Source organism: Pseudonocardia sp. ICBG1293 (assembly GCF_020131355.1).
Taxonomy (GTDB): domain Bacteria; phylum Actinomycetota; class Actinomycetes; order Mycobacteriales; family Pseudonocardiaceae; genus Pseudonocardia.
Window position 1 is genome coordinate 572,448 of the sequence record NZ_JAHLEL010000044.1, and the last position, 19,513, is coordinate 591,960.

General features: G+C 76.7%; 18 protein-coding genes and 1 riboswitch. Of the genes, 6 read left to right on the forward strand and 12 right to left on the reverse strand.

What is annotated here, in order from left to right:
* The first annotated feature begins 231 nt into the window (after positions 1-231).
* Entirely contained in the window at positions 232-981 is a 750-nt protein-coding gene (locus KPF47_RS22415; protein ID WP_224390819.1) for a CoA transferase subunit A, read from the forward strand.
* Positions 978-1,604 (forward strand): 3-oxoacid CoA-transferase subunit B, encoded by a 627-nt coding sequence (locus KPF47_RS22420; RefSeq protein WP_224390820.1) that lies wholly within the window; start codon positions 978-980, stop codon positions 1,602-1,604. The genes KPF47_RS22415 and KPF47_RS22420 overlap by 4 nt, the downstream gene beginning before the upstream one ends.
* Before the next feature lie 37 nt (positions 1,605-1,641).
* Here the strand turns inward: KPF47_RS22420 and KPF47_RS22425 are convergent, their stop codons facing one another.
* Together KPF47_RS22425 and KPF47_RS22430 are read right to left on the reverse strand one after the other, a co-directional pair.
* A complete protein-coding gene (locus KPF47_RS22425; RefSeq protein WP_224390821.1) occupies positions 1,642-2,853 on the reverse strand; it encodes a cytochrome P450 in 1,212 nt (403 codons plus the stop codon).
* Between the two features lie 47 nt (positions 2,854-2,900).
* Positions 2,901-4,040 (reverse strand): FAD-binding oxidoreductase, encoded by a 1,140-nt coding sequence (locus KPF47_RS22430; RefSeq protein WP_224390822.1) that lies wholly within the window; start codon positions 4,038-4,040, stop codon positions 2,901-2,903.
* A gap of 258 nt (positions 4,041-4,298) precedes the next feature.
* Between KPF47_RS22430 and KPF47_RS22435 the strand changes: the two genes are divergently transcribed.
* The 3 genes from KPF47_RS22435 (at position 4,299) to KPF47_RS22445 (ending at position 6,817) form a co-directional block, all read left to right on the forward strand.
* On the forward strand, positions 4,299-4,466 hold the full coding sequence (locus KPF47_RS22435) for a hypothetical protein (RefSeq protein ID WP_224390823.1): 168 nt from the start codon (positions 4,299-4,301) through the stop codon (positions 4,464-4,466).
* 79 nt (positions 4,467-4,545) lie between these two features.
* Positions 4,546-5,253 (forward strand): 4'-phosphopantetheinyl transferase superfamily protein, encoded by a 708-nt coding sequence (locus KPF47_RS22440; RefSeq protein ID WP_224390824.1) that lies wholly within the window; start codon positions 4,546-4,548, stop codon positions 5,251-5,253.
* Positions 5,254-5,260: 7 nt separating this feature from the next.
* Entirely contained in the window at positions 5,261-6,817 is a 1,557-nt protein-coding gene (locus tag KPF47_RS22445; protein ID WP_224390825.1) for a DNA polymerase IV, read from the forward strand.
* Here the strand turns inward: KPF47_RS22445 and KPF47_RS22450 are convergent.
* The 9 genes from KPF47_RS22450 to KPF47_RS22490 form a co-directional block, all read right to left on the reverse strand.
* Entirely contained in the window at positions 6,807-7,181 is a 375-nt protein-coding gene (locus tag KPF47_RS22450; protein WP_224390826.1) for a hypothetical protein, read from the reverse strand. The two genes, KPF47_RS22445 and KPF47_RS22450, sit on opposite strands and share 11 nt — an antisense overlap.
* A 35-nt stretch (positions 7,182-7,216) precedes the next feature.
* A riboswitch (cobalamin riboswitch) is annotated at positions 7,217-7,406 on the reverse strand.
* Positions 7,404-8,966 carry a chloride channel protein gene (locus KPF47_RS22455; protein WP_224390827.1) on the reverse strand — a complete coding sequence of 521 codons (1,563 nt, stop codon included), beginning with the start codon at positions 8,964-8,966 and terminating at the stop codon, positions 7,404-7,406. (Overlaps the previous riboswitch by 3 nt.)
* Positions 8,924-9,496, reverse strand: a complete 573-nt coding sequence (locus tag KPF47_RS22460; protein ID WP_224390828.1) for a MarR family winged helix-turn-helix transcriptional regulator — start codon at positions 9,494-9,496, stop codon at positions 8,924-8,926. Before KPF47_RS22460 ends, KPF47_RS22455 begins: the two co-directional genes overlap by 43 nt.
* A gap of 52 nt (positions 9,497-9,548) precedes the next feature.
* On the reverse strand, positions 9,549-10,769 hold the full coding sequence (cobA, locus tag KPF47_RS22465; RefSeq protein ID WP_224390829.1) for a uroporphyrinogen-III C-methyltransferase: 1,221 nt from the start codon (positions 10,767-10,769) through the stop codon (positions 9,549-9,551).
* On the reverse strand, positions 10,766-11,323 hold the full coding sequence (locus KPF47_RS22470; protein ID WP_224390830.1) for a cobalamin biosynthesis protein: 558 nt from the start codon (positions 11,321-11,323) through the stop codon (positions 10,766-10,768). The genes cobA and KPF47_RS22470 overlap by 4 nt, the downstream gene beginning before the upstream one ends.
* Positions 11,320-12,762, reverse strand: coding sequence for a cobyrinate a,c-diamide synthase (locus KPF47_RS22475; RefSeq protein ID WP_224390831.1), 1,443 nt, complete (start codon positions 12,760-12,762; stop codon positions 11,320-11,322). The genes KPF47_RS22470 and KPF47_RS22475 overlap by 4 nt, the downstream gene beginning before the upstream one ends.
* On the reverse strand, positions 12,756-13,370 hold the full coding sequence (gene cobO, locus KPF47_RS22480; protein WP_224390832.1) for a cob(I)yrinic acid a,c-diamide adenosyltransferase: 615 nt from the start codon (positions 13,368-13,370) through the stop codon (positions 12,756-12,758). The genes KPF47_RS22475 and cobO overlap by 7 nt, the downstream gene beginning before the upstream one ends.
* Positions 13,371-13,396: 26 nt before the next feature.
* Positions 13,397-15,646 carry a putative cobaltochelatase gene (locus KPF47_RS22485; protein WP_224390833.1) on the reverse strand — a complete coding sequence of 750 codons (2,250 nt, stop codon included), beginning with the start codon at positions 15,644-15,646 and terminating at the stop codon, positions 13,397-13,399.
* Complete coding sequence (locus KPF47_RS22490; protein ID WP_224390921.1) at positions 15,643-17,169, reverse strand: cobyric acid synthase; 1,527 nt, start codon at positions 17,167-17,169, stop codon at positions 15,643-15,645. The genes KPF47_RS22485 and KPF47_RS22490 overlap by 4 nt, the downstream gene beginning before the upstream one ends.
* A 60-nt stretch (positions 17,170-17,229) precedes the next feature.
* Here KPF47_RS22490 and KPF47_RS22495 point away from each other — a divergent pair, with 60 nt between their 5' ends.
* The gene (locus KPF47_RS22495; RefSeq protein ID WP_224390834.1) at positions 17,230-18,096 is read left to right on the forward strand and encodes an SURF1 family protein; all 867 of its coding nucleotides are present in this window, start codon (positions 17,230-17,232) and stop codon (positions 18,094-18,096) included.
* A 431-nt stretch (positions 18,097-18,527) separates the two neighbouring features.
* On the opposite strand, the gene KPF47_RS22500 is transcribed toward KPF47_RS22495, so the two are convergent.
* Positions 18,528-19,505, reverse strand: coding sequence for a cobalamin biosynthesis protein (locus tag KPF47_RS22500; RefSeq protein WP_224390835.1), 978 nt, complete (start codon positions 19,503-19,505; stop codon positions 18,528-18,530).
* Positions 19,506-19,513 lie beyond the last annotated feature (8 nt).

Below are 19,513 nucleotides of genomic sequence, written 5' to 3' on the forward strand. Positions count from 1 at the left end.
CGGGGATGTGGGGCACTCCCGGCCCCGCTGATCTGCATCTCGGTGGTTCGACGCGGGCGGCGGCGACGGGACGGTCGCCGCAGGCCCCTGCTCCGGGGACTCCGTCTCGGGAGCTCCCTCGCACAGCCCTGAACCGCATCGCGGCGTGGACGCCACCCATAGGTGTTCGCACAGCGAACGCTTGTGCGTCTGACGTACCCCGCGTAGCGTCCTCGTCGACGGAGGTGCGTGATGGACAAGGTGGTGGCATCCGCCGCGGACGCGGTCGCCGACATCGGCGACGGGTCGTCGCTCGCGGTCGGCGGGTTCGGCATGTCCGGGGTCCCGACGGTGCTGATCGCGGCGCTGCTGGACCGGGGCGCGACGGACCTGGAGACGATCTCGAACAACCTGGGCGTCGACGGCTTCGGCCTCGGCACCCTGCTCGCCGCCGGACGGATCCGGCGCACGATCGGCTCCTACGTCGGCAACAACAAGGAGTTCGCCCGTCAGTACCTGGCCGGTGAGCTGGAGCTGGAGCTGACCCCGCAGGGCACCCTGGCCGAGCGGCTGCGGGCGGGCGGTGCGGGCATCCCGGCGTTCTACACCCCGGCCGGGGTGGGGACGCTGGTCGCCGAGGGCGGGCTGCCCTGGCGCTACGCGGCCGACGGCTCGGTCGCCGTCGAGTCCCCCGCGAAGGAGACCCGCGAGTTCGACGGCGTGCGCTACGTCCTCGAGCGGGCGCTCACCCCGGACTTCGCGCTGGTCCACGCCCGCCGGGGCGACCGGCACGGCAACCTCATGTTCCGGCGCTCCGCACGCAACTTCAACCCGGACTGCGCGGCCGCGGGCCGGATCACGATCGCCCAGGTCGAGCACCTGGTCGAGCCCGGCGAGCTGGACCCCGACGAGATCCACACCCCGGGCATCCACGTGCAGCGGGTCCTGCACGTGCCCGACGCCGAGAAGCCGGTCGAGTTCAGGACGGTGCGCGACTCATGAGCCTCACCCGCGACGAGATGGCCGCCCGGGTGGCCCGGGAGCTGCCCGACGGCTCCTACGTCAACCTCGGCATCGGCATGCCGACCCTGGTCCCCGGCCACATCCCCCACGACCGCACGGTGGTGCTGCACTCGGAGAACGGGATCCTCGGCGTCGGCCCCTACCCCACCGACGACGAGGTCGACGCCGACCTCATCAACGCCGGCAAGGAGACCGTGACCGTCGCCGACGGCGCCGCGTTCTTCGGGTCCGCGGAGAGCTTCGGCCAGATCCGGGCCGGGAAGCTCGACGTCGCCGTCCTGGGCGGGATGGAGGTCGCCGCGAACGGCGACCTGGCGAACTGGGCCGTCCCCGGAAAGATGATCAAGGGGATGGGCGGGGCGATGGACCTCGTGCACGGCGCGCGCTCGGTGATCGTGATGATGGACCACGTCGCCAGGGACGGGTCCCCCAAGATCGTCGAACGGTGCTCGCTGCCGATCACCGGGCTGGGCTGCGTCACGAAGATCGTCACCGACCTCGCGGTCATCGACGTGACACCGGACGGGCTCACGCTGGTCGAGACCGCGCCCGGCGTCACCGCCGAGGAGGTACGCGAGAAGACCGGGGCGCCGCTGGCGTGAACGCGTCCCGGGGCGGCCCCGGGACGCGTCCCACCCGTCAGGCCCGGGGCCCGGCGTGCACCGGCATCGACGCCAGCCCCCGGACGAACGTGCTGCGCCGCCGCACGAGCTCGGAGGGCGGCACCGCGAGCGCGAGGTCGGGCCGGTCCGCGATGAGCCTGCCGATCGCCACCCGGCCCTCGATGCGGGCCAGCTGGGCGCCCAGGCAGAAGTGCACACCGTGGCCGAAGAACACTCCCGACGCGGGCTCGCGCCCCACGTCGAGCTCGTCCGGACGCTCCACCCAGCGGGGGTCGCGGTTGGCGGTCCCGAGGCCCAGCATGACCATCTCGCCCGCCGGGATCGTCGTCCCGGAGAAGGTGACGTCCTCGGCGGTGAACCGCATGGGGGCCTGGACGACCGGGGTGTCGAAGCGCAGCAGCTCCTCGATCGCGGTGGGCACCAGCGACGGGTCGGCGCGCAGCCGGGCCAGCTGCTCGGGATGGGTCAGCAGCGCCAGCACGCCGTTGCCGATGAGGTTCACGGTCGTCTCGTGCCCGGCCACGAGGAGCAGCACCGCCATCGCGACGAGCTCCTCCTGGGAGAGCCGGTCACCGTCCTCGTCGCTGACCGCGGCCAGGGAGGACAGCAGGGCGTCGTCGGGCTCGGCGCGCTTGCGCCCGATCAGCTCGGACAGGTAGCCGGACAGCTTCCCCATCGCCGCCATCGACTCCTCGGCGGAGGACTCGTCGACCATGACGTTCGACCAGGCCGCGAACTGGTCGCGGTCCTCGGCGGGCACGCCCAGCAGCTCGCAGATCACCAGCACCGGCAGCAGGAACGCGTAGCGCTCCATGAGGTCGACCGTGCCCTCCTCGGGGAGGTCGGCCAGCAGGTCGGCGGCGATCTGCTCCACCCGGGGCTGGAGCGCGTTCATCCGCCGCAACGTGAACGACCGGCCGACGAGCTTGCGCAGCCGGGTGTGGTCCGGCGGGTCCATCAGGATCATCATCGGGGTCGGTGCGGCGGACTGGCCCGCGCGCTGGTCGGCCGGCAGCGTGTGGCGCCAGTCCTTGCTCAGCCGCGGGTCGACGAACGCCTCGCGCACGTCGTCGTACCGGCTGATCAGCCAGAACGGTCCGTCCGGGCCCGTCACCCTCCGGACGGGTTCGTCCTCGCGCAGGTCGGTGTAGGCGGGGTAGGGGTTCTCCCAGAAGTCGCCGGAGAACAGCTCCCGGGATCCGGTCGTCGTGGTGGGGGTGGACGCCATGGACCCGATGATGCCAGCCGAGGTAAGCGACTGCTTACTCCCGCCCGTCACGTGACCCGGATCACCGCCGGGTCGAGGTCGACGTCCGCGGGCGCCGGATGACCCAGCACCACCGCCGCGGCCAGGGCGGCCAGCGCCGGCGCGGACTCGATGCCCGACCCTCCCTGGCCCGCGACGAAGTGGAAGCCGGGATGCTCCGGGCGCGCCCCCACCACCGGCGCACGCCCCGGGCCGAAGGTCCGCAGGCCCGCCCACGCGGTCCGGACCGACCGCAGCCCCAGGGTGGTCGCCCGGCCCACCCGGTCCAGGGCCAGGGCGACGTCGAGCTCGTCGGGGCGGGCGTCGCCCGGCTCGGCCGGGGTCTCGTCGGCCGGGGAGACCAGCACCGTGTCCGCCTCGGCCTTGAGGTACCAGCGCTCGGCGGCGTCGGCGATCATCGGCAGGACGGCGCCGTCGACGGTCAGCACCGACGGGTCCGGGACGGGACAGGCGGCGATGGTGCGCCGGTAGGCCCGCAGCCCGGCGCCGGGGACGCCCGCCAGCGCGGCGACGGTGTCGGCCCAGGCACCGGCCGCGTCGACGACGACCCCCGCGCGCACCCGGTGCCCGGCCGTCGTCGTGGCCGACCAGCCGGCCCCGTCGCGCCGCAGGCCGTCGACCCGGGCGCCGCGCAGCAGGGTGCCGCCACGGGCACGCAGGCCGCGCCGGTAGCCGTCGTGCAGGGCGGCGGTGTCGACGTCGCAGGCACCGGCGGTCCACGCGGCCGCGACCGGCGCGAGGCGCAGCACCGGGGCGCGGCGCCGGGCCTCGGCGGGGCTCAGCTCGACCGGGGCGCCGGGCTCCCCGCGCTGCTCGCGCAGGGTGGCCTCCAGGTGCCGGGCCGCCGTGTCGTCCTCGGCGAGGTGCAGCACCGGGCGCGGCGTCAGCAGCGGCGGGGTGCCGAGCAGCTCGGGCAGCGCGGCGTAGCGCGGCCCGGAGGCGTCGATCAGTGCGCGGAACGGCCCACTGCCGTGGCCCGGGATGTAGGTGGCCGCCGAGCGGGCGGTGGAGTGGACCGGGAGGTCGCCCTCGGCCTCGGCGAGCACGACGTCGGCGTGCGCGGCCAGCTCCCAGGCGACCGAGATCCCGGCGATCCCGCCCCCGACGACCAGGACGTCGGCGAGGTGGCTGTCCGTTCCCGTGCTCATGCCCGTGACGATAGGCACCGCGGAAAACCGGTGGCGGGTCCCGGGGCGACCGGCCTACCGTCACCGCCATGCTGATCCGGTTCCTCTGACGCGGCCGCGGAGCGTCGCTCCGCCCTCCCGCCGCAGGCCCGTGACGTCGTCCACCGGGTCCGGAACCGCTGCCGCCCGCGGGCGGCACCTCCGGCGTCCCTGCACGTCACCGGCCCACCCGGTCCACGAGTCCGATCCGATTCCCCGGAGGCCCGCATGCCCGCACCCGTGCCCACGACCCCGTCCGCACCCGCCAACCGTGCCGAGCGCCGCGCCGCGCGCCGCGGCCGCCGCACCGGCGAGGGCGGCCCGGCCGCACCCCGTACCGCGGGGCCCGCGCCGCACGCGAAACCGGTGCACGTCCGCACCGACTTCGCCGCCAGCCGCACCGGCTGACCCGCCCCGCGGCCGTCGCCGGACCGGGCACCGGTCGTCCCGGTGCCCGGCCCGGTGCGGACGTGGCAGGCTGGACGCCGTGACCGTCACCGTCTGGTGGGCCGCCCCGGCCGATCCCGGCGACCGCCCCGACCTCGTCGCGCTGCTCGACCCGCACGAGCGCGAGCGCCTCGGCGTGCTGCGCCGCGACGAGGACCGGGCCCGCTACCTGGCCGCGCACGCCCTGGCCCGGCTGGTGCTCGCCGAGCACCTGGCCCTCGACCCCGCCGCGCTGCAGCTCGACCGCACCTGCCGGTGCGGGAGACCGCACGGTAAGCCCCGTCTCGCCGGGCGCGGCGACGCCCCCGGCTTCTCCCTCACCCACTCCGGCGAGCTGGTCGGGGTCGCGCTCGGCGCCGGGCCGGTCGGCGTCGACGTGGAGGCGCACCGTCCGCTGGACGGGCTCGACGGCCTCGCCCGGCACGCACTCTCCCCCGACGAGCGCGCCGCCGGGACGCCCGCCGCGGCCGGCGTCCTCGTGACCTGGACCCGCAAGGAGGCGCTGCTCAAGGCGACCGGGGAGGGCCTGTCGAGCCCGATGGACGCGATCACGCTGTCCGCGCCGGACGCCCCCGCCCGGGTCCTGCACTGGGCCGGGGAGGCGGGGACCTGGTGGGTCGCCGACGTCGCCACCGGTCGCGACGACCACCCGGGGGCCGTCGCCGGGCCCGGCCCGGTCGCGCCCCCCGTCACCGTCGCCGACGGCGACGCGATCCTGTCGGTGCGGCGGGGCACGATGCACCGGTGATGTGCCGGTGACCGACCAGAACACCGCGGACACGGGGGCCGCCGGGTCCGACCGGTGGGTACTGCACCTGGACATGGACGCGTTCTTCGCCTCCGTCGAGCAGCTCACCCGCCCGACGCTGGCGCAGCGCCCGGTCCTGGTCGGCGGGGCGGGCCCGCGCGGCGTCGTCGCGGGTGCCAGCTACCAGGCACGGGTGTTCGGGGCCCGCTCGGCCATGCCGATGGGCCAGGCCCGGCGGCGCTGCCCGCACGCCACGGTCCTGCCGCCCCGGTTCCCGCTGTACAAGGCGCTGTCCGACGAGGTGATGGCCGTCCTCGGCGAGTTCTCCCCGGTGCTGGAACCGGTGTCGGTGGACGAGGCGTTCGTCGAGCCGCCCGACCTGGCCGGTGCGACGCCGGAGCAGGTGCACGCGTGGGGCACCCGGCTACGGGCCGCGGTGCGCGAGCGGACCGGACTGCCCGCCTCCGTCGGTGCCGGCTCGGGCAAGCAGGTCGCGAAGATCGCCTCCGAGCTCGCGAAACCGGACGGGCTGCGGGTCGTGGCCCACGCCGAGCAGGCCGGCGTGCTGGATCCGCTCCCGGTGCGGTCGCTGTGGGGTATCGGCCCGGTGTCCGGGGAGGCGCTGCGCCGGATCGGGATCGAGACGATCGGGCAGCTGGCCGCGATGGACGCCCGGGAGGTCGCCGGGGTACTGGGCGGGGCGGTCGGGGCCGAGCTGCACCGCCTCGCCCGCGGCGTCGACGACCGGCCGGTCGCCCCGCGCGGGGCGGCGAAGCAGATCAGCGCCGAGACCACCTACGACACCGACCTGACCGCGATGACCGCGGTGCACGCCGCGGTGGAGTCGATCTGCGTCGCGGTGCACCGGCGGCTGGTCGCCGACGGCCGGGCCGCCCGCACGGTCACGGTGAAGGCCCGGACCGGGGACTTCACCACCCACACCCGGTCGGAGACGACGCCGTTCGGCACCCGGGACCTCGCGACCCTGACCGCGGTGGCGCGCCGGCTGGCCGACGGCGCGGTCGGCGAGGGCGGGGTGCGGCTGCTCGGGGTGTCGGTGTCCGGGTTCGGCGACGAGCCGCCGCTCGCCCTGTTCGACGCGGTGCCCTCCGCGGACGGATGGACGACCGCACCCCGCGGTGACGACCCGGGCAGCGCCTCCCCCGGCGACCCGGGCGGCCCCGGCGATCCGGGTGGGACCGGCGACCCGGGTGGGACCGGCGACCCGGGTGGGGCCGGCGATCCGGGTGGGGCCACGGTGCCGGGCCCGGCCGGGGTCGCGGTGCTCGACGAGCCGGGTACGCCGTACCGGCCGGGCCGGCCGGACCGGGAGCCCGACCCCGACCGCCCCTGGCGGGCCGGTGACGACGTCGGGCACCCGCAGTACGGACACGGCTGGGTGCAGGGCGCCGGGCACGGCCGGGTGACCGTGCGCTTCGAGACCGCGCTGACCGGTCCCGGCCGCACCCGCACCCTCGACGCCGCCGACCCGGAGCTGACCCGGGCCGACCCGCTGGACAGCTGGCGGGCCCGGCCGGCCGGGGCGGACCCGGTCAGCCGATGAGCGGGCTGCGGTGCGGTGGGGCGACCCGGCTGCCCCGCGCCACCCGCACGGTGAGCGCCGGCGCGGTGCGGGCGAGCCCGTCGAGGACGGCGCCGAGACCGGCGTCGTCGGCCGGGTCGCCGCCGACCAGCAGCACCGCGGGGCCCGCCTCCCCGGCGGCCCAGCCGCCGATGCGGGCGACCACGTCGCGCGGGGTCACGGCCTCGACCCGCCAGGCCTCGGCGTAGAACAGCGCCGTCGACTCGGCCTGGGGGAAGGCGAACACCGTCTCGGCGTCGGCGAGCAGGTCGGCCACCGGCTCCTGGGGGTCGAGGGTCGGGGTGCCGGCCGGGTCGGTCCCGAGCACCACCAGGTCGTGCGTCATCGCGTGTCCTCCTCGAGGGTCCGCGCCCTCGTCAGTGGGAATGTCCGACGACGGAGCAGTCTCCTGGCTCCCGGATCGACGCCCCCCTCCCTGCCTTCCCGCCCTCGCGGGCGGTGGCGTGGTGCCGGGAGGGGCACTCCCCGGTGACAGTGGCGGGACCGCGCCGGACTCGCACCGGCTTCCTGCCCCCGTCGTCGTGGCGGAGCCCATCACGCGACCGGGTCAGCGGTCAACCGTCGCCGACGGGCCCACCCCCCGCAGGTGGTCCAGCAGGTCGTGCTCGGCCAGCGTCCCGAGCAGTGGCCCGTCCGGGGCGTCCCGTACCGGCAGGGCGGTCCCGCGGTGCCCGGACAGCACCCCGAGCACGTCGTGCACCGGGCTCCGCGGGCTCAGCACGGGCAGCTCCGGGTCGGGGGACGGACCGTCGGCGGGGCCCATCACCTGGCCGACGGTGGTCCGGCGCAGTGCCTCGTCGGCCGGGGTGTCGGCGGCCAGGTCGATCCCGCGGCGCAGGAGCTTGAGGGTGTAGATGGTCTCGCGCGAGACGAGGTTCGACAGGCCGGTCGCGAGCACCACCGCCGCCATCAGCGGCAGGATCAGCGCGTAGTCCCCGGTGAGCTCGAACACGATGAGCACCGCCGTGATCGGGGCGTGCGCGGCACCGGCGAAGACCGCTGCCATCCCGACCAGCCCGAACGCGCCGGGCTGCAGCTGCAGGGCCGGGAACAGGGCCGCGGCCGCGTAGCCGAACGCGGTGCCGGCGGTACCGCCGACGAACAGCGACGGCGCGAAGACGCCGCCGGAGCCGCCGATGCCGATGGTGAGGCTGGAGGCGAGGATCTTTCCGACGACGAGCAGCAGCAGGAACCCGAGGGCGTAGCGGCCCCCGACCGCGTTCTCCAGCACCGGGTAGCCGACGCCGTATATCTGCGGGAGCGCGAGGAGCAGGGCGCCCAGCAGGAGTCCGCCGACGGCCGGGCGCAGCCACTCCGGGCCACGCCACACTGCGTCGCAGGCGTCCTCGACCGCGTAGAGGATCCGGGCGAACGCCCAGCCCAGGAGCCCGGCGAGCAGCCCGAGCAGGGCGTAGAGCGGCAGCTGCGCGGGACTGCCGAGGTCGAAGTGCGGCAGGGTGAGGACCGCCCGGTCCCCGGCGATCACCTCGGCCACGACGTTCGCGGTGACCGAGCTGACCACCAGCACACCGAACGCCTCGGCGCCGAACGAGCGCAGGATCAGCTCCAGCCCGAACACCACCCCGGAGATCGGGGCGTCGAAGGTGGCCGAGATCCCGCCCGCGGCGCCGCAGGCGACCATCAGCACCAGCCGGGTCGCGGGCACCCGCAGCCACTGCCCGATGGCCGATCCGAGCGCGGAGCCGATCTGCACGATCGGTCCCTCCCGGCCGACCGAGCCGCCGGTGCCGATACAGATGCCCGAGGCCAGGGCCTTCACCCCGGCGACGGTGGCCGGGATGCGTCCGCCCCGCCGCGCGACGGCGAGCATCACCTCCGGCACCCCGTGACCGCGGGCCTCGGGAGCGAAGCGCTGGACCAGCGGCCCGTACACGAGCCCGCCGAGCACCGGCGCGACCAGCAGGAACCCGGCGCCGAGCCAGGGCAGGTGGTCCGAGGCGACCCGGCCGGCGTCGGAGAAGTCCTCACGGCCGGTGACCAGCCAGGTCACCCCGAGGATCAGGTCGTGGAACAGCACCGACCCGACACCGGCGCCCACGCCGATGATCAGGGCCAGACCGACCAGGCCCGGCCGGGTCCCGACGAGCATCCGGTGCAGCGCGCACCCCGCTCACCGCGCGCTCCCCCGGCCGCGACGGGCGCGACGGCCCAGTCGGTCTCCCCGACCTCACCTGCGGCGTCGGCGAAGCGGCACAGGGCGTCGCGGACCGCGGCGCGCTCGCCGGTGGGCAGGGTGCTGAGCAGGCGGTGCATCTCGGCGCGGCGCAGCCGGGTCACCTCGTCGACCAGCGCCCGGCCCGCCGGGCTCGGCGCCACCACGACCTCGCGGCGGTCGTCGCCGGTGCGGGTGCGCTCGGCCAGACCGCGCCCGACGAGCCGGTCGCACATCCGGGTGGCCGTCGACGCGGACACGGTCAGCGCCGCGGCCAGGTCCGCGGGGCGGCGGGTCCCGTACTGGGCCAGCACGACCAGCGCGCGGTACTGGGGCAGGGTCACGTCGCCGGTCGTGTCGCCGCCGGTGTGCTCGCCCGCCGCGGCCAGGGACCGGGCCACCACCGAGAGCATCGCCCGGCTCGCGGTCATCACCGCGTCGACGACGTCGTCGATCTCGTCCGTCATGCCGCCGATGGTTGCACACTGCAACATTGCGGTGTGCAATCAGTTGTCGGGGTCACCCCCCGACGGGCGCCTGCAACCCGGCGACGGGTCCGATCACGACGATCGCCGGGGGGCTGACGTCGTGCTCGGCGGCCACCTTCTCGGCGGTCTCCAGGGTGGCGCGCACCGACCGCTCGATGCGGGTGGTGCCGTCCTGCACCATGAGGACCGGGGTGTCCGCGGGACGGCCGTGGGCGATCAACGCCTCGGCGAACCTCCCGAGCCGCTCCACGGCCATCATCAGCACGATCGTGCCGGTCATCCGGCCCAGCGCGGTCCAGTCGGTGAGGCTGCGCGGGTCGCCCGGGGCGACGTGCCCGGACACGACGACGATCTCGTGCGCGACCCCGCGGTGGCTCACCGGCGTCCCCGCGACGGCCGGCGCCGCGAACGCGCTGGTCACGCCCGGGACCACGGTCACCGGCACGCCCGCGGCGGCGCACGCCTGGACCTCCTCGAACCCGCGGCCGTAGACGAACGGGTCGCCGCCCTTGAGCCGCACCACGAACTTCCCGGCGCGGGCGTGGGAGACGAGCAGCTCGTTGATCCGCTCCTGGGCCATCGCCCGGCCGTAGGGGATCTTCGAGGCGTCGATGACCTCGACCTCGGGGGACAGCTCGTCGAGGATGTCGCGCGGCCCGAGCCGGTCGGCGACGACGACCTGGGCGCGGGCGAGCAGCCGCCGCCCGCGCACGGTGATGAGCTCCGGGTCCCCCGGGCCCCCGCCGACCAGCGCGACGCCGGGCTGCGGCGGCTCGGCCGACTGGTCGACGACACCGGCGGCCAGCGCCTCGACCAGCGCGGTCCGGACCGCGGCCGAGCGTCGGTGCGCACCGCGGGCGAGCACCCCGACGGTGAGCCCGTCGTGCTCGCCGGTGGCGGGGGTGACCGCGGTGCCCTTCGCGCCGTCGTCGGCGCGCACGCAGAACACCCGCAGCCGCTCGGCCTCGGCGACGACCGCGGCGTTGGTCGACGCCTCGTCGGTCGCGGCGATCGCGTACCAGGCGCCGTCGAGGTCGCCCGGGGCGTAGCGGCGCGCGGTCCAGGTGATCTCGCCCGCCGAGGCCATCCCCTCGACCGCCGGGGTGACCTCGGGCGAGACGACCTCGACCAGCGCCCCGGCCGCGATCAGCCGGGCGACCCGGCGCTGGGCGACCTGTCCCCCGCCGACGACGACGGCGCGGCGACCGGCCAGGTCCAGTCCGACCAGGTACTGCTCGTGGTGGGCGTTCAACGACGTTCCTCTCCCGGGCACGGACGCCCGGCGGTGGCGGCGGATCCCCGGGCCGGGCCCCCGCTCGACGGCGACGACGGAGGATAGCCGGGGCCGCATGTCCCCGAGGAGCCCCCGGAGGCCAATCCCACACCCGCGTGCGCCCCGGCCACGGCGACCGTCACGCCCTGACCTGCGGTCTTGCCGACGATCAGGTGGGCGCCGTCCCCCGCGGCGAGCAGTGCGGCGGCCTCCGCGACCGAGGAGGTCCCGACCGCCGAGGCCACCCGCGCGGCCGGGTGCGGCACCGCGACGGCGGCCAGCGCCGCAGCCGGGTAGCCGCGCGGTTCCCGCGGCGCGACGGCGGCCCGCAGCCCCGGCTCGGCCGCCCGCCGGTCCAGGGTCGCGACGACGGCGTCGTCCAGATCCAGCCCGTGTGCGGCGGCGACCCGGTCCAGCAGCGCGCGCACCTCGGCCTCGGAGGTTCCGGGGCGCAGCCCCAGCCCGATCGTGATCACCGGCTGTGGAGCGGGGCGCTCGGCACGCGGACGTCCCGCTCCACGACCGGTGATCATGCGGGTGCGACCGGGGCACCCGTACGGGCCGCCGCGACGAACCGCGCGACGGCTCCGGGGACACCGGCCGGATGGGTGTGCAGGAACGACGCGTGCACCGCGGCGTCGGCGTAGCCCTCCGGCTCGCCGCCGCGCCAGGCCCAGGCGGGGGCGGCCCCGGCCCGCGGAGTGACCGCGCACCGGTGGAACTCGTGGGCCGCGGCCCGCTCCCCCGCCGCGAACAGCGCCGAGCCCGAGACCGCGACGGCGTCGCGGTAGCCCAGGGTCAGTCGCGGGGTCATCCCCGCCGAGGCGTCGAGCACGCCGCACATCGGGGTGCCGTCGAGGTCGCGGCACAGGTAGAGCAGCCCGCCGCACTCGGCGTGCACGGGGGCCCCGGACCGGGCGAGCGCGGCGACGGCGGCCCGCAGCGACGCGTTCTCGCCGAGCACGCCGACGTGCTCCTCCGGGAACCCGCCGGGCAGCACCAGCGCGGCGGTGCCGGCCGGGAGCACCGGGTCGCGCAGCGGGTCGAAGGTCGCGACGTCGGCGCCGGCGGCGGTGAGCAGCTCGGCGTGCTCGGCGTAGCCGAACCCGAACGCGGGCCCGCCGGCGAGCGCGACCACCGGCCGACCCCGCGCCGCGCCGCTCGCCGACCCCTCGTCCTCCCTCCCCTCGTGCACGAGCGGGCCGTTCGTACCGACCTCCGGTACGGACGGCCCGCTCGTGCACACCTCGGCGGCCGGGTCCCAGACGGGGCCGGTGGGCAGCGGGCGGGCCAGCGCGACGACGGCGTCGAGGTCGACGTGCGCGGCGACGAGCTCGGCCATCGCGTCCACCGCGGCCGTCGCGGCGGCGCCGTGCTCGGCGGCGGTGACCAGCCCCAGGTGCCGGGACGGCACGGCCAGCTCGGCGCGGCGCGGGACGGCGCCGAGCACCGGCAGCCCGACCTCCTCGGCCGCGGCCCGGCACACCTCGGCGTGCCGCGCCGACCCGACCCGGTTCAGGATCACCCCCGCGACCTGCACGGAGTCGTCGAAGCTGCGGAACCCGTGCAGCAGCGCGGCCAGCGAGCGGGACTGCCCGCGGACGTCGACGACCAGCACCACCGGCGCCCCGAGCGCGGCGGCGACCTGCGCGGTCGAGCCTGCGCCGTCGGCGATGCGGCCGTCGAACAACCCCATCACCCCCTCGACGACGGCGACGTCGGCGTCGCGGGCCCCGTGCCGGGCCAGCGGCGCGAGCCGCTGCGGCCCCTGCAGGACGACGTCGAGGTTGCGGCCGGGGCGGCCCGCGGCGAGCGTGTGGTAGCCGGGGTCGATGTAGTCCGGCCCGACCTTGAACGGCGCGACCCGGGTGCCGCGCCGCGACAGCGCGGCCATCAGCCCGGTCGCGACGGTGGTCTTCCCGCTCCCCGACGACGGCGCCGCGACGACCAGCGCGCGGGCGGGGTTCACCACTCGATCCCCCGCTGTCCCTTCTGGCCTGCGTCCATCGGGTGCTTGACCTTGGAGGTCTCCATGACCAGGTCGGCGGCGTCGACCAGGGCCTGCGGCGCGTCCCGGCCGGTGATGATCACGTGCTGCTGCCCCGGCCGGTTCACGAGCACGTCGACGACCTCGTCGACGTCGATCCAGCCCCACTTGAGCGGGTAGGTGAACTCGTCGAGCACGTAGACCCGGTGCGCCTCGGCCCCGATCCGGCGGCGGATCTCGGCCCAGCCCTCGGCGGCGTCGGCGGCGTGGTCGGTCTCGGTGCCCGCCTTGCGCGACCAGGACCAGCCCGACCCCATCTTGTGCCACTCGACCGGACCGCCCTGCCCGGTCTCGGCGTGCACCCGGTCCAGGGCCCGGAACGCCTCCTCCTCGCCGACCTTCCACTTCGCCGACTTCACGAACTGGAAGACCCCGATCGACCAGCCCTGGTTCCAGCCGCGCAGTGCCATCCCGAACGCGGCGGTCGACTTCCCCTTCATGACGCCGGTGTGCACGACCAGCAACGGCCGGTTGCGACGCTGGCGGGTGGTCAGCCCGTCGGTGGGCGTGACGGACACCTGTCCCTGCGGCACGGTGGTCCTCCTTCTCGGGCGGTGTCTCAGGCGGCGTGCGCGGACCGGGTCGCCCGGACCAGGTCGCCCACGCTGTCGGCGGTCAGCTCGTCGAGGGTGACCAGCTCGCCGCCCGCGGCGGCGGCGAGCGGCGCCGCGAGCCCGAGGCGCACGTGCCCGGCCTCGCAGTCGACGACGACGGTGTGCACCCCGTCCGCGGCCAGCAGCCCGGCGGCGCGACGGGAGTCGGCGACGGGGTCCCCGCCGTCGCGGGCGGGCACGGTGGCGCGCCCGTCGGTGAGCAGCACGACCAGCGGGCGGCGGCGCGGGTCACGCCGGCGCTCGGCGTCGAGCACGGTGCGGGCCTTCAGCAGCCCGGTCGCGAGCGGGGTCCGGCCGCCGGTGCGCAGCCGGGCCAGGCGCTGCTGGGCGGTCGGCACCGACGAGGTCGGCGGCAGCGCCAGCTCCGCGGCCCGGGCCCGGAAGGTGACCAGGCCGACCTTGTCGCGGCGCTGGTAGGCGTCGCGCAGCAGGCCGAGCACGGCGCCGGACACGGCGGTCATCCTCCTGCGGGCGGCCATCGAGCCGGACGCGTCCACGACGAACAGCACCAGGTTGCCCTCGCGACCCTCCCGCTCGGCGCGGCGCAGGTCGTCGCGGCGCACGACCAGGCCGGGGCCACGGCGACCGCGACCGGCCTGGTGCGGGGCCGCGGCGAGCACGGTCGCGGGCAGGTGCAGGTCCGCGGCGCGGGTGGTGCCGGCCCCGGACGGGCGGACGACCCGGCCGGTGTCGGTCCGGGCGCGCGACCGGCGGCCGGGGGCGCCTGCGCCGAGCCCCGGGACGGTGAACCTCGCGACGGTGGCCCGGCGCAGCCGCGCCGCCGACCCGACGACGACCGCGCTGCCCGCGCCCCCGTCCCCGCCGGCGGGGGCCCGGGTCCCGGCGTCCCCTTCGCCCGGGTCGGATGCGTCCCCACCCTGCTCCGGGGCCTCGGCCGCGGGGCGCTCCTCGGGGCCGGTGATGTCCTCGGAGCCGGTGGTGTCGTCGGAACCGGTGGCGTCGCCGCGCGGGGTACCGCCGGGGTCGCCGCGGCCGGGGGCGTCGTCGTCCTGCGGGCGGACCTCGTCGGAGCCGTCGGGCCCGGTCCCCCCGGACCCGTCCGGCCCGTCCTGGGGGTCGCCCGGGTCCTCGGGGCCCTCCGGCCCGTCGGGTCCGTCGTCGGGGTCCGGGTCGTCGTCTTCGGGGCCGAGGTGGTCCTCGGCGTCGGCCAGTGCGCGGTCGAGCTCGGCCTCGTCGAGACCGGGCTCGTCGAAGGGGTCGCGACGGCGCCGGTGCGGCAGCGCGAGCCGGGCCGCGACGCGCACGTCGTCGGCGGTCACCGCGTCGCGGCCCTCCCAGGCGGCGTGCGCGGCGGCGGCGCGGGTGATGACCAGGTCGGCGCGCATCCCGTCGACGTCGAACCGGGCGCAGACGAACGCGATCCGCCGCAGCTCCCGGTCGCTCACCGCGACCGCGGCGACGTGGGCCTGCGCCGCGCGCAGCCGGGCCGCGGTCGCGGTCTCGTCGGGGGCGAAGCGGGCCGCGAACCCGGCCGGGTCGTCCTCGAACGCGATCCGCCGCCGGGTCACCTCGACGCGGGTGTCGACGTCGCGGCTGGCCCGGACCTCCACGGTGAGACCGAACCGGTCGAGCAGCTGCGGGCGCAGCTCCCCCTCCTCCGGGTTCATCGTGCCGACCAGCAGGAACCGGGCGGCGTGCGAGACCGAGACGCCGTCGCGCTCGACGTGTGCCCGACCCATCGCCGCCGCGTCGAGCAGCAGGTCGACGAGGTGGTCGTGGAGCAGGTTGACCTCGTCGACGTAGAGCACCCCGCGGTGGGCGTCGGCGAGCAGGCCGGGCTGGTAGGCCCGGCGCCCCTCGGACAGCGCCTTCTCCAGGTCCAGTGAGCCGACCAGCCGGTCCTCGGTGGCACCGACCGGCAGTTCGACCAGCCGCGCCGGACGGCGCCCGCCCGCGGCACCGGCGGGATGCGGGCGGTCCGGGCAGGCCGGGTCCGGCGCGGCCGGGTCGCAGCCGAAGCGGCAGGCCTCGACGACGTCGTGCGCGGGCAGCAGCGCCGCGAGGGCGCGCACCGCGGTCGACTTGGCGGTGCCCTTCTCCCCCCGCACCAGTACCCCGCCCACCCCGGGGTGCACGGCGTTGAGCAGCAGCGCCAGCCGCAGGTCGTCATGCCCGACGACGGCGGAGAAGGGGAAGCGCGGAGGTCCTGCGGCGGGGGCGGTGCTCGTGCTCACGCCGGTGAGGCTGCCAGAGAAGAGGTCAGGACCGGGAGGTCCGGCGGCGCACCGTGTCCGATCACATGTTCAAGTGACGACGTGTCCAGGTGATGTTCGACCAGGTCGGCCAGCAGATCCGCCTGCCGGGTGCGTTCGGCCGCGAACGACGTGTCCTGCGCCACCCGGAACCCGGCCCGCCCCGACTCGTCGGCGAGGCGGGTGAGCAGCAGGCGGCGGAAACCGTCGTTCTCGGCGAGGCCGTGCCAGTGCGTGCCCACCACGTGGCCCCGGTCGCTGCCCTCCTCCCCGACCAGCCCCGGGTCCCCGGAGCGCACGACCCGGCCGTGGTGGATCTCGTAGCCGGTCACGGTCTCCCCCCAGGCGGTCGCGGTCGGGGTGGCGAGGTGCTTGTCGCGGTCGAAGGCGATCTCCAGGTCGAGCAGCCCGAGCCCGGCCACGGTGGTGCCGGGGGCGGCCTCGGCGCCGTCCGGGTCGGTGACGGTGTGCCCGAGCATCTGGTAGCCGCCGCAGATCCCGAGCACCGGGCGCCCGGCCGCGGCGTGCGCGAGCACCGCGTCGGCCATCCCGGACGCGCGCAGCCACGCCAGGTCCGACACGGTCGCCTTGGTCCCGGGCAGCACCACGACGTCGGTGTCGGCGATCCGGGACGGCTCGGTCACGTACCGCACGGCGACGCCCGGCTCGCAGGCCAGTGCCTCGGCGTCGGTGGCGTTGGAGATCCGCGGGAAGCGCACGACGGCGACCCGTAGCCACTGGGTGCCCAGCGGTGGCGCCGGGTGGCCGAGCACGCCGTCGGCGACGGCGGACAGCGAGTCCTCGGCGTCGAGCCAGAGGCCCTCGGCGAACGGCACGACACCGAGTGTGGGTCGCCCGGTGAGCTCGCGCAGCCGGTCCAGGCCGGGTGCGAGCAGGCGGGGGTCGCCGCGGAACTTGTTGATCACGAACCCGGCGACCAGGGCCTGGTCGGCGGGTTCCAGCACCGCGAGGGTGCCGAACAGGTGCGCCAGGACCCCGCCGCGGTCGATGTCGCCGACGACGAGCACCGGCAGCCCGTTGCGCCGGGCGAAGCCCATGTTGGCGAGGTCGGTGGCCCGCAGGTTGATCTCCGCCGGGGAGCCGGCGCCCTCGCAGACGACGACGTCGTGGGTTGCGCGCAGCCGCGCGAGGGAGTCGGCGACGACGTCGGCCAGCGCGGCGGTGCGGTGCCGGTAGGACAGCGCCGAGACCTGCCCGTCGGCGCGGCCGCGCACCACGACCTGCGAGGTCCGGTCCCCGCCCGGCTTGAGCAGCACCGGGTTCAGGTCGACCGAGGGCGCGATGCCGCTGGCGAACGCCTGCATGGCCTGGGCACGCCCGATCTCACCGCCGTCCGGGGTCACCACCGAGTTGTTGCTCATGTTCTGCGCCTTGAACGGCGCCACCGACACCCCGCGCCGGTGCAGCCACCGGCAGATGCCCGCGACGACCGCGCTCTTGCCCGCGTCCGACGTCGTCCCCGCGACGAGGACCGCTCCCTGCACCGCCACGGCGGAAGTATCACCCCGGCGGTGCCGTCGGTGGACGCGGCTACCCTGGGCCGCGTGCGTTTCCTGCTGCGTCCCGGGTGGATCGCGTTCGTCGTCGCGGTGGTGGCCTTCGCCGTCGCCTGCTACACGCTGCTCGCGCCCTGGCAGTTCGACCGGGAGTCCGAGCGCTCCGCACAGAGCCGGGCCATCGCGGCCGCCGACGCGACCCCGGCCGTCGGCTTCGACAGCCTGGTCCCGCCCGGTACCGCGATCGGCGCAGACGACCAGTGGCGCCGGGTCACCCTGACCGGCACCTTCGACCGCGCCGCGGAGACGCTCGTGCGGCTGCGGGTCGTCGACGGCGCGCCCGCCTTCGAGGTACTGACGCCGCTGCGGATCACCGACGGGCGGACCGTCGTGATGAACCGGGGGTCCGTGCCGGCCGCGGACGGGGGCGCCGTGCCCGCCTACGCGCCCGCGCCCGCCGGCCCGGTCACCGTCGAGGGCAGGCTGCGGCTGGACGAGACCGACCCGCAGGGCCGCCCGCCGCTGGTCGAGAACGGCACCCGGCAGGTCTACGTGTCCGACTCCCGCTCGGTCGCCGCCGCCACCGGCCTCACCCCGGTCGAGGGTGTCGTGGTGCTGGAGGCGGGCCAGCCGGGCGTGCTGGACCCGATCCCGGTCGCGCCGGTCGGTGGCGGGGCGCCGTTCAGCAACTTCTCCTACGCCCTGCAGTGGCTGACCTTCGGCGCCGTCGCACTGGTCGCCCTGGCCCTGTTCATCCGACTGGAGCTGCTGCAGCGCAACGGGCGACGCGAGACGGCGGGCAGCCTGCGCGACCAGCTCTCCGGGCGCGACGGCTTCGGTGACGAGCCCGACCCCGGCGACCGGGCCGCCGACAGCCCCCGCGACACCGCCGGGTCCGGCCCGGGTTCCGGCTGACTCCACGACCCGGCCGGGTGCGCCGGGGCCTTCGCTTCCCCGACCGCTTACCTGGTGAGCGAGTTCGTCCAAGCCCACCCGTCGCCCGCATCGGACCACCGCCGCCGGCCCCGGGGCCCTCATCTTCCGAATCCGCTCACCGGGTAAGCGAGTTCACCCGACCACCCCACCCGGCGCCCGCGCGCCGGAGCACCGCCGCCGGCCCCGGGGCCCTCATCTTCCGAATCCGCTCACCGGGTAAGCGAGTTCACCCGACCACCCCACCCGGCGCCCGCGCGCCGGAGCACTACCGCCCGCCCCGGGGCCCATCACTCTCCGAACCCGCTGACCGGGTAAGCGAGTTCACCCAACCACCCCCGCCGACCCGCTGCCGGGCCGCGAGACCCCGCTCGGAACGCTCGCCCGGTGGGCAGGTCACCTCCGATGCCGCCTCACCGACCGTGCCGGCGTGCCGCCCCGCCTCCCAGGACCGCCGCCGCCGCGACGGCGAGCAGCCCGGCCGCCCCGGCCACCAGCCGGGACAGCCGCGCGACGCGGTGCAGGTCGGCGATCCGGGGCGGGTGCCCGTCACCGAGCGACGGGCGGTCCTCGGTGCCGTGGGAGTAGACCGTCGGCCCGCCCAGGCGCAGCCCGAGCGCACCGGCGGCGCTGGCCTCGACCGGCCCCGCGTTCGGGCTCGGGTGCCCGGCGGCGTCGCGCCGCCACGCCCGCAGCGCCGTCGCCGGTGAGCCGCCCACCAGCGGCGCGACGACGACGGTGATCATCGCGGTGACCCGGGCCGGGGCCAGGTTGGCCAGGTCGTCGAGGCGTGCCGAGGCCCACCCGAAGCGGGCGTGGCGGGCGGAGCGGTAACCGACCATCGCGTCGAGGGTGTTCACCGCGCGGTAGCCGAGCAGCCCCGGGATCCCGGCGACCGCGCCCCACACCAGCGGGCCGACCACGGCGTCGGAGGTGTTCTCGGCGAGCGACTCGGTCCCCGCGCGGGCCATCCCGTCGGGGTCGAGCAGCTGCGGATCACGGGCGCACAGGTGCGGGATCCGGGCCCGCGCGGCCGCCACGTCGCCGGCGTCGAGCGCGTCGGCGAGCGCCGCGCCCTCGGCCACCAGGGAGGTCCCACCGAGCACCGCCCAGGTCGCGACGGCGGTCAGGCCCGCCCGCAGGACGGTCTCTCGGCGACCCCCGGCCCGTCGGGCCGCCGCCTCGGCCAGCGCACCGGCGGCGACCGTGCCACCGACCAGCAACGCGGTGTAGGCGACGCCGGGGGCGACGGCGTCGCGGTGCATCCGGCGCTCCAACCGGGCGGCGACGGCACCGAACCCGGCGACCGGGTGCCCCCGCCGCGGGTCGCCGAGCAGCGCGTCGGCGACGATCCCGGCGGCGAGCCCGGTCGCGCGGCCACGTGTTCCCATGCCGGGGA